This is a genomic window from Streptomyces alkaliterrae, assembly GCF_007097205.2.
In the GTDB taxonomy this organism is placed as follows: Bacteria; Actinomycetota; Actinomycetes; order Streptomycetales; family Streptomycetaceae; genus Streptomyces; species Streptomyces alkaliterrae.
Map to the genome: position 1 here is coordinate 1 of NZ_VJYK02000202.1, position 10,077 is coordinate 10,077.

Genomic DNA, 10,077 nt, shown 5'->3' on the forward strand with positions numbered 1-10,077 from the left:
GGGTTGGTTGGGGGCGGGCGGCGGGTACGCGCCGGGCTGCTGCGGCTGCCCCTGGTAGGGGCCGGGCGGCTGATGCGGAAGTCCGACGTTCGCAGGGCCGGCGTAGCCCCCGCCGCTGCCAGGGCCGTGCATGGGACCGCCCGGGGGCGGGAAGTTGTTCGGCCGCTTCTTCTTCCGGGTGAGCACGACCACCAGGCCCACGACCAACAACACGAACGCGGCGAAGCCGCCCCCGATGAGAGGCAGATTCCAGCTGGACGCGTTGGGGTCGACATAGTCGAGGTCCGGATGCGGGGATGCGGGAGCCGAGGGGTCCGAGCCGGCCTCGCTGGGCACCTTCAGGGGGCCGTTCTTCGACCCGGCCGGGATGTCGCGCTGGAGCGCGGCGAGCGGCTGGATGTAGCCGTACCCGTACTTCTCGTCCGGCAGGGAGAGGTCCTTCGCGGAAGGCGGCAGCCCTGCAGTCTTCACCAGCCGGTTAGCGATCTGCCCGGCGGTCAGGTCCGGGAACTTCGCCCGCAGCAACGCCGCAGCGGCAGACACGTACGCGGTAGCTCCGGAAGTTCCCGTTCCCTTACGGTAGGGAAAGGCTGTGGTTCCGCCGCCTGCGGAGACGATGCCGACGCCAGGAGCGGTAAGCATCAGCTTGGGGCCGTAGTTTGACTTCTCCCAAATCTCGCCGCTACTCGAGACGGCTCCGACAGAGACAACCCCTGGATAGCTCGCCGGGTACTCCTCTCCTTCGGGCCCAAGTCCCTCGTTCCCAGATGAAGCGACTACCAGCACGTCCTTCTTGAACGCATAGGCAATCGCTTCCTCTTCGGCGTCAGCTCTGTCTGGCGTACCCCGTGAGATGTTGATCACAGATGCGCCATTGTCCACTGCATAGCGGATGGCAGAGACGAGCTGACCAGCGCTCCCTTCGGTAGCGATGGGGAGGATTTTTGCTTCTGGGGCTAGGCCCATCACACCTGACGAGTTCCCCGGCCCGTGTCCATGACCAGCGATGATTGCAGCCATGCTGGTGCCGTGACCGTCCCCCGACCTCAGCTCGGCCTCACCTTGGTCCAGGAACGACTTTCCCTTGAGCACGTTGCGCCGAAGGTCTTGATGGTCAGCGTCAACGCCGTCATCGATCACCGCGACGGTGACGCCTCTTCCTTTGGAGATGTTCCAGATGGCGTTGACGTCGTATGCCTTCAGCGGCCACTGGTCCTCTCGGACCTGGTCGGCCACAGCCGCCGGCGGGGCGCCGAAGAGCAGTGCTCCCGCAAGCACCATGCCGCCCACCGCACGCAGTGCGTGAGGGAAGCCCATGCCAATCACCTTTCCGTGGGACGGGTCCACAGCCCGCTGGCTGTGGACCACGTCTTGAGATCTGTCGCCACCAGAAGGTGGCGCAGGACTACTCAATCACGCGGGGCGCGACGTTCCTCTTCGTAGCCCAGGTCTCTTCGTCTTCCACCAAGTAGTCGGGACGGTCCTTGCGGTTCTTGTCCTCATTGCCCGCTGCGCCACGAGCTCCAGGTGCGCCCATCATGCCTGCGCCGCGGCCAGTCCCGCCCTTACCGGCCTGGGAACCGCCACGGCTGCGATGGAGTCCGGAGCCCCCCTGAGCCCCGGAGCCCGACTTGCCAGCAGCGCCGACGACTCCACCTCGCTGCTTCGCGAGCGCCCCACGTCCCGAGCCACCCTTGCCGGCACCACCGGCGCCGGCTCCGGCGCCCCCCATACCGGGCATGCCGCCCATCCGGCCAGCGCCACCCGCGCGGCCGCCCGCACCAGCGACGCGGCTGCCAGCTCCGCGGGCAGCACCCCCGATCCCGCCGGGCATAGCACCGATTCCGCTTGCTCCGGCACCGGTGCCGGCAGCACCGACACCGCCGCCAAGCCCTGCGCCGCTCAGGCCTGCGCCTCCGCCACCGAGGCCCGTACTGTTGGGCGATACGCCGTTGAGGCCAGTACCGACCTGTGAGATCGGGCTGTTGACCCCGCCGGGACCGTTGATCCCGGTTCCCGGCTTGTTGGTACCAACTCCACCAGTGATTCCGTCCGGGCGCTGGCTACCGATACCGCTGGGCGGAGTGAAGCCCGGCCCCTTGGGACCGGTCGCGCCGGGGCCGAGGCCGGCCGGTTTGACTGCGGCACCGCCAGGCGGGAGAACTGGTGGCACTGGAGTGATTCCACCAGGGTTGCCTGGGTATTCGTCATTGCCGTCTCGTGGCTTGTCGTCACGCCGCCATGACCCCATCGCCTTGGCCTGAGAGTTGTAGGCGGAGCCCAGACGCTCCATGTATACGGCGACCTCGAGCTGCCACTCCTTCTTCAGGGAGAGAGAGCCGTGGTTACGCTGGAGGGCCTCTTCCGTACTCATACCAGCGGCCAGATCACGCTTGAGGCCCGAGTCGTCTCGAGTACCGCCGTCGCCGAGCTTGTCGCCAGCAGACGCCGCCGCGCTCGGCTCCTCCATGCTCTCGACCTTGGCTTTGATGTCCTTCAGGACCGTGCCAACGCCGTCCATCGCGATGTAGGTGTAGCGGGCGTACTCAGAAGCGTCGGTGAGCTTCTTCTCGATCTTCTTGGCTTCCTTGCGAAACTTGTCCGCCGCGTCTCCCTGCCAATCGTTGAGGACCTTGTTCACTGCGGTAGTGAAGTCCTTGACGATTCCGCCAGCGGCACTACCGGCAGAAGAACTGCCGACCAGGAGGATGCACAGGTCTTCCCAGCCCTTGGCTACGTTCGAGACCTCGGTCGGGTTCGCCGCCCCGACCATGGCCTTCATCGTGCTCACGTCGAGGTTGGCGAAGTCCGTGGTGTGCTTCTCGTTGAAGCACTGCTGCGGCGGGATGAACGTGTACTCGTGCTGGGAACCGCCCGGCAGGGCCGTGTCTTTACCAGCCATGGATAATCTCCCCCTTGCCCTTCTTTTCTGACCGTCGCGACTGTCGCGTTCCTCGCACCGCCATCAGCCGTTCATTGTCCGGACGACGTCGGCGTCTTGGTCCTGGTAGGCACCGTGCGCCCGCTTCGTCTTCTTGCCGTACTGATCCATGACCTCGTTGAGGTGCTCCACGATCTCCTCGATGTGACGCTTCATCACAGCGTGAGCTTTTGTCATCTTGTCGGCCTCGGTGAAGTTCACGCCGTTCGCGCCGGTTCCGAGGGCCGTGGGGGAAAGCGTCGTCTTGTACTTGGCGCTCGAGTCCGCCCCGTTGAGCTGCTTCAGGATTCCGTTGAGGTCCTTGACGACCTGCTCCAGCGAGCTGAGATCGACGCGGTACGCCTCGCTTTTAGCCATGAGTGGCCTCCCCGTGAAGATTTTGTGCGGTTTTGCGGCGCCAGTCGCGGAGGGCGACCGAGGTGCCGACGACGAGGGCGACGCCCATGACGCCGCCGGTGAAGATGTAGAGCCCGTAGCGGACGCGGCGTTCCTGCGGTGTCTCGCCGAGGATCAGGGGCGCCGGGAGGATGTTCTCGGCGTTGACGCCGGCCAGTTCCGTCTTGTCGGGTTCGGGTTCGCCTGTGGGGGGCTTGTCGTCGTCCGTCATGGCGGCGACCGGGTCGACGACGCCCCAGCCGATGTTCTGGTCCCGGTCCGGGCGGACTCGGTCGGCGGTGCGCTGGAGGTGCCAGATGACCTGCTCGTACGTCCACTTCGGGTTCTTGGAGCGGACGAGGGCAGCGACGCCTGCGGCGTAGGGCGCGGCGAAGCTTGTGCCGTGGTCGACGCAGTGTCCGCCGATGGGGACGGTGGAGACCATGTCGACGCCGGGGGCGGCGAGGTCGACGAAGGAGCCGGGCTGGGAGAAGGCGGCGCGTTCGTTGTTGCGGTCCGAGGCGGCGACGCCGAGGACGCCGTCGATGGAGGCCGGGTAGGTGTCCTTCGTGGCACCGGAGGCGCCGTCGTTGCCGGCGGAGGAGACGACGAGGATGTCGGCGGCCTGTGCGCGCTCGATGGCCTTGTGGAGGGCGGAGTTCGGCGGCAGGCGCATGCTGGTGCCCTGCGAGATGTTGATGATCTGGACCTTGCGGGCGATTGCGATGTCGATCGCCTCGATGAGGCCCTTGACCACGCCGCCCTTCTCCGGGTCGTTCTGCCGGATGGGCAGGATCTTGGCGGCCGGGGCGATGCCGACGAAGCCGGTGCCCCTGGCGGGGCGGGCGGCGATGATGCCGGCGACCTTGGTGCCGTGGCCGGCGGTGTCCGCCGTGCCGTCGCCCTTCTTCTCGACGACGTCGGCGCCCTTGACGACGGCGCCCTTCAGTTGGGGGTGGGAGCGGTTGACGCCGCTGTCGATGACGGCGACGGTGACGTTCTCGCCCCGGGTGTCCTCCCACATCTGGTCGAGCAGCAGACGCTGCAGGGACCAGGGGGTGCCGGTTATCGGGTCGGCGGGGAAGTTGCACTGGCCGTTGTTGAGCGGGACGCCGACGTCTCCGTCAGGGGCGTCGGGGCCGCCGGGGCCGTCGTCGGCGAGGGCGGGGGTGGCCGATCCGCAGACGAGGCCGAACGCGCACAGCGCGACGGCCGCCCTGCGGGCGGCGCGGCGCCAGCGGCCGGTTCGGTGTCGTTGGTCGCGGTGTCCCACGGTCTATCCGCTCTTCCCCGGTACTCGACCGATGTGGTGCTTCCCGCGTGGTCGCGGGGTGTGGTGGTTCAGGGCTGGTGCTGTGTTGCCGGTCGGCCGATTCGGCGGCCGGGAGGCGCGGACACGAGGGGCGGACGCACTGTGGCAGCGCGCCCGCCCTGTGGTTTCTCCGCGCACCCCGTCCGCCGGTCGGCGCGTGGAGGGCCCGCCCGACGAGCCTTCAGTTCCAGATGCCGGCGTTCTTCTGCTCGGTGGACTCGTAGTTCTGGGCGGCCGTGTCGAGGGCCTTGGAGATGGCGAGGAGGGTGGCGTGCAGCGAGGCCGCGCGCTTGTCCCACTCCTGCTGCCGTGTCTGGTAGCCCTCCTTGGCGGAGCCCTCCCAGCTCTGGGCGATGCGCTTCACGCCGCTCTCGAGGTCGTCGAGCTGCGACTTGATGTTGCCCGCGGTGGTGCGGACGTCGGTTGCGGCCTGCTGGATCGTCTGGAAGTTGACGAGGATCTGGCCCGACATGGTGTCTCCTCGGGGAGTCGGTGAGGTGGGTCGGCTTCGGTGAGTCGATGTGTACCGGATGTGCCGGATGTGCCGGACGTACCGGAGAGGTCACCCGCACGCGTCATGCGCTGCGGGGTACGGCTCACCCGAAGGGGGACGACTCGGCGCCGGCCTTCGTCACGATCTGCCGCTGCTCCTCTTCGGAGGCCACGTAGTTCTTCGTGGTGGCGTCGATCGCTTCCTTGATCTCGGCCAGTACCTGGTTCAGCTTGGTGGCGTCCGTGTTCACCTGCGACTGCATGGTGTTGAACGAGGTCGCCGCCGCACCCTTCCAGCCGCCGGTGATCGTGTCGACCACGGTCTGAAGGCGCTTGATCTCACCCTGGATCGAGCTACTGACGTTGGAGATCTTGTTGCTGAACGCAACCATCTCCTCCTCAGTTGTCGTAAACCTACCGCTCATAGTCAACGTCCCCCATGAGACTCGCACCTTGCCCGCCGGGCGCCTTCCGGTGCCCCCGCGGTCGGCACCACCTTGTTGGTGCCTAAAACCACTGTAACCACTGACTCCGACAGCCCCAATGAGGGGCCGCGGTTTGTGACCTGTTCACTACAGACTCCAACTGCTTGTGGAGGCAAGTGATTTGGTCGGGGCAATTACACATCGGGCGGGAAGGGATGATTCGGACGGCGGTCGGCGGGGGGGTGCTGGGTGCCCTCGCCGACCGCCGCGAGGCGGGCGTCAGCTGCCCTGGGGTTGGCGTGCCGCCTCGGTGTTGAGTGACGGGCCGGCGGAGAGCAGGCGGGACCACTCCCTGGGGACCAACGGCGGGGCGGCGATGTCGCCGTAGCCGAGCCGGATCTGGGCCTTGTTCTGCTCGTTGTCGGCGCTGCCGGAGGTGTCCGCGCTGTCGTTGTTGACCTGCACGGAGTATCGCAGCCCGGTGTCGGTGACCAGGAAGAGCGAGCCGTCCTTCGCCTTGCCGGTGACCTCCTTGTAGAGCAGACCGCTGCCGGGGGTGACGTAGGTGCTGCCGCTGCCGTCCACGATGGGTGCGGGGTAGCCGCGGCCGGCCCAGGTGGACATCTCCCGTACGTCGGTCTCGGTGCCGAGGCCGGGGATCGTGCGGTTGCCGCCGTAGTAGACGCTGCAGACGACGCGGCGTCCGTCGGACTGCTCGTGGGTGTTGGTGCGGGTGGTCTCCTCGCGCGGCCACGGCACCTGCCGGCCGTTCAGCTCGCCCATGAAGCGCGGCTGGTCGACGGTGATGCTGGCGAGCGGGAGCTTGACGGGTTCGGGCGCCTCGTTCTGGTAGACCGCGCCGCCGACCGGACCCTCGAGCAGCAGCTTGGCGGCAAACGGCGAGACGGGCGCGACGCCGTCGTCGAGTACGACGTAGAACTCGCCGTTCGCCTCGATGATCTTGCCGTTGGTGCGGTGCTCGGCGGGCACGCCGGTGGTGGAGGAGGGCTGCCCGGCGTCCTTGACGGGCGGGAAGAACAGCGGGAGGGGGCTCTTGATGAGGGTGTTCATCCACTCCTCGGTGACCGCCTGGGGCGCGGTCTCCTGCCCGAAGAGGATGCCGCGCAGCAGGCCGTCCAGGCGCTGCCGCTCGCGGCGGTCGACGTCCTGGCGGAGCATCCGCTCGGGGAACGTCGCGTCGAGCTGGTGGGCGACTCCGAGGTGGTCGACCAGCCACTCGGCGCCGTCCGGGTCCTTGACGTAGAGGGAGCCGCGCTTGTTCAGCCTGCCCTTGCCCGCGTCTGTGACCTTGGCGCGCTGTTCGTCCTTGTTCGCGAAGACGAACAGGGCTCGCTGGACGCGGGAGTCGGCGCCGCCGCCGGGCTGCTCGCACAGCGCCCAGGTCTTCTTGGCGGCTGCGTCCTTGGACTCGGGAAGCCGGTCGGGGGCGTAGGGGATGCCGATGGTGGGGCCGTGCGGCGGGGCGTCGTCGCCGTCCAGGACGGATTCCTTGACCTTGACGACCTCGAACTTCGAGGGGTCGAGGAGGAGTCGGGCGGAGGCGAGATTCAGTACCGGGTGCAGGAGTCTCTTCGAATTGCCCTGCTCGTCCTTTTCCTTTGAGTTGAGAACGACGTACCGGGTCGTCGACTTGTCGCCGACGATGACCTTTTCACCGGGGTTGTTCCAGCCCGCCGGCGCTGCCGGTTTGATCAGCCCGCAGCCGCCGAAGCCCACGACGATCAACAGGCCCAGCACGGCTGTCGGTACGACGGTGCGTACGGGGCGCGGAGCGCTCTCCACGGAACCGTTGGGCAGCGGCTTGAGGAATGCGGCAACTGTGCGCTTGCGCGCGAAGTTGTAGGCATTGAGCTCGTCCCGGCGTGATGCCATGGTTGCGTTGACTCCCCGTGTACCAGTTCCATCTGTGACCGTCTCCCGGCTACCGCCGGCCCGGCCTCTACTATGCCGTGTGATGATCGGTCCGTACGGTCCGGGTGTCGAGTAGCCGGAACCAGTCGATTGCGGCGGTCGCTATGCGAGGCGCCGAGCAGTAGAGGAGCACGCCGGGGGATGTCCAGCGCCACCAGGTCCCGACGCCGCAGTCGCCGGCAGGATCCGTCCCGAGGCGGCGGTCCCGCCGCGCCGCATCCTGTCGCACCGCCGCCGGGAGGCGGCGGTCAACGCCGTGCGCCCACGCCCGTCACTCCCCGACTGCGGTCGCGCGGTGGGGGATTGGGCGCGGTGCGGGTGCGGCAGCTCGTACTCGTGGAGATCGCGCTGGCCCTCGTGCTGGTGGGTCTGGCCGTGCACATGCTGCTGGCCGTCGCGATGGCGGTGGTCGCCGTACTGCTGCTGGTGGCGGCGTTGGGCCGGTGGCGGCGGGTACCGCTGCCGGACTGGTTCGCCACCGTTCGGGCGATGAAGCGGCGCAAGGCGGCGATCGTGCCGGTGCCACCGGGTGTGGAGTCGGCGTTCGCCCCGGTGGTGGAGTGCGATCCGAGCCTGCGCACCTACGAGTACATGGACCGGGAGCAGCGCGCGGTCGGCTTTGTCGGCGACGGCACCTTCCTGACGGCGCTGGTGCAGGTGGAGGCGCCGGACGAGCCGTTGCGCCCGGTTCGGGACAGCCGTCCGGTACCGCTGCACCTGCTGCACTCGGCGCTGCAGATCGAGGACATCCGTCTTGAGTCGGCCCAGTTCGTGCAGTACAGCCAGCCGGCACCGGCGCCGCATCTGCCGCCGCAGGCGGTGGCGGCGGTCTCCTACGGGCCGCTCCAGGCGCGTACCGGGACGCCTGCGGTGCAGATGACGTGGATCGCGTTGAAGCTCGACCCGGAGCTGTGCCCGGAGGCGGTCGAGGCGCGTGGCGGCGGTCTCGGCGGCGCGCAGCGGTCGCTGCTGCGGGCGGCGGACCAGTTGGTGAGCCGGCTGAGCGGGTACGGACTGGAGGCCCGGGTGCTGGAGGAGCGCGAGGTGGTGGCAGCGCTCGGCGTCGCTGTGTGCGCCAGCCCGCGCGCCAACGTCGCGGCGGGGCGCGACAACCAGAGTCGGCGGCGCACGGAGGAGACGGCGCGCGCCTGGCGGTGCGACGACCGGTGGCACTCCTCCTACTGGGTGCGGTCGTGGCCGCAGCTCGGTTCGGGCGCGACGCCGTTGGCGGACCTCGTGCGGCTGCTGTCGGGCGGGCGGGCGATGGCGAGCGTGTTCAGCCTGACGGCCGACCACGGTACGCACAGTGCCCGCGCGCTCACCGGCCACGTCCGGCTCTGCGCCCGTAGTGACAACGAACTCGCGGCTGCCCAGCAGGAGTTGGAGCAGCGCGCGCGTTCGGCGAAGGCCGGCCTGGTCCGGCTGGATCGGGAGCAGCTGCCCGGTCTGCTGGCCACGCTCCCCCTCGGAGGTACCCGCTGATGTCCGCGCCCGTCTACCCCCAGCGTCCCGCCTGGACCGGCCAGGACACCTGGACGGCCCGCCCGGGCCGACCCAGCCACCTACCGACGCCGGAAGGCGAGTCGTCGGCGTCGACCGCTCCGGCCAGGCGCACCCACCCCGGGTTCGGGCTGCGCGGCCCCCGTGCCGGTCGCCATCTGCTGCCGGCCGAGGTGGTCGGGGAGTTGGGTCTGCCGGTCGGTGACGACGGCGTCGTGATCGGCGTCGATCCGCAGAACCAGCCGGCGGTGGTCAGCCTGCTGCGCCCGAAGCCGGTGGACGTGCTGCTGGTGGGCAGTGTGTGGATCGCGCAACTGCTGGCGCTGCGAGCAGTTGCCGTGGGCGCGCGGGTCGCGGTGGAGACGGCGCGTGCGCCGGTGTGGACGCAGATGGCGCAGGCCGCCGGCGGCGGCCAGCAGTGCGTGTCCGTGCACGACGTGCGGCAGATCGCGCCGCAGGGCCCGTCGATCTCCAGCCCGGTGCTGGTGATGCGGGACTGCGGTGCCCAGCCGCCGCGCAACCAGCTCGCGCCCAGCCCCTGGCAGGGCGTGGTGACGTTGCTGCCGTTCCTCGGACCGCGCGCGCCGCGGCTGTTGAACCGGGCGGACCTCGTCGGCCTCCAGCGGTTGTCCCCGCAGGAGACGGAGGTGGTGGCGCGGGTCATGCGGCTGCCCCGGCAGGTGGCGGCGACCCTGCCGACGCTCAGCGACAACGCGATGCTCTGGTGCACTCGCAACCACCAGCAGTTCGTGCTCACCGAGCCGACGGACGCCGAGACGGGGTTGCTCGGCGCGCCCCGGCGCATCGACTGAGGGCAGGCCGCCGGCGGTGACATTGACCCGGTGGCAGGGGACGGGCTTCACTGGGAGGTTCGGTCGTACCGCCGGGTCACTTCGTTCGGAACGGGGTCGTGGGCGAGCACCGCGGGGCGGTGGGGCCTCGGCTGCCGGTCCCTGACGTGAATGATTAGGCTGTGCTGGTGATGCGGGACTGCGGTGCCCAGCCGCCGCGCAACCAGCTCGCGCCCAGCCCCTGGCAGGGCGTGGTGACGTTGCTGCCGTTCCTCGGACCGCGCGCGCCGCGGCTGTTGAACCGGGCGG

Annotated in this window: 9 protein-coding genes; 2 read left to right on the top strand and 7 right to left on the bottom strand. The window is 69.1% G+C overall.

Annotated elements, in window-relative coordinates; all coding sequences use genetic code 11:
- The 7 genes from mycP (FNX44_RS18170) to FNX44_RS18200 form a co-directional block, all read right to left on the bottom strand.
- Positions 1-1,317, bottom strand: a 1,317-nt coding sequence (gene mycP / locus FNX44_RS18170; protein WP_143649340.1) for a type VII secretion-associated serine protease mycosin, incomplete at its 3' end; no start/stop codon positions are given.
- A gap of 88 nt (positions 1,318-1,405) precedes the next feature.
- Entirely contained in the window at positions 1,406-2,902 is a 1,497-nt protein-coding gene (locus tag FNX44_RS18175; RefSeq protein WP_143649341.1) for a WXG100 family type VII secretion target, read from the bottom strand.
- A gap of 63 nt (positions 2,903-2,965) precedes the next feature.
- Positions 2,966-3,298 carry a hypothetical protein gene (locus FNX44_RS18180; RefSeq protein ID WP_143649342.1) on the bottom strand — a complete coding sequence of 111 codons (333 nt, stop codon included), beginning with the start codon at positions 3,296-3,298 and terminating at the stop codon, positions 2,966-2,968.
- Positions 3,291-4,589 (bottom strand): type VII secretion-associated serine protease mycosin, encoded by a 1,299-nt coding sequence (gene mycP, locus FNX44_RS18185; RefSeq protein WP_143649343.1) that lies wholly within the window; start codon positions 4,587-4,589, stop codon positions 3,291-3,293. The genes FNX44_RS18180 and mycP (FNX44_RS18185) overlap by 8 nt, the downstream gene beginning before the upstream one ends.
- 220 nt (positions 4,590-4,809) lie before the next feature.
- Positions 4,810-5,100: a WXG100 family type VII secretion target gene (locus FNX44_RS18190; protein WP_143649344.1), complete on the bottom strand. Its 291-nt coding sequence runs from the start codon at positions 5,098-5,100 to the stop codon at positions 4,810-4,812.
- A gap of 124 nt (positions 5,101-5,224) precedes the next feature.
- Positions 5,225-5,545 (bottom strand): WXG100 family type VII secretion target, encoded by a 321-nt coding sequence (locus tag FNX44_RS18195; RefSeq protein WP_143649345.1) that lies wholly within the window; start codon positions 5,543-5,545, stop codon positions 5,225-5,227.
- Between the two features lie 279 nt (positions 5,546-5,824).
- Positions 5,825-7,438: a type VII secretion protein EccB gene (locus FNX44_RS18200; protein WP_143649346.1), complete on the bottom strand. Its 1,614-nt coding sequence runs from the start codon at positions 7,436-7,438 to the stop codon at positions 5,825-5,827.
- Between the two features lie 180 nt (positions 7,439-7,618).
- Here FNX44_RS18200 and eccE point away from each other — a divergent pair, with 180 nt between their 5' ends.
- On the top strand, positions 7,619-8,959 hold the full coding sequence (gene eccE / locus FNX44_RS18205) for a type VII secretion protein EccE (RefSeq protein ID WP_143649347.1): 1,341 nt from the start codon (positions 7,619-7,621) through the stop codon (positions 8,957-8,959).
- Entirely contained in the window at positions 8,959-9,789 is an 831-nt protein-coding gene (locus FNX44_RS18210) for a hypothetical protein (RefSeq protein ID WP_228449988.1), read from the top strand. Before eccE ends, FNX44_RS18210 begins: the two co-directional genes overlap by 1 nt.
- The last annotated feature ends 288 nt before the right edge of the window (positions 9,790-10,077 follow it).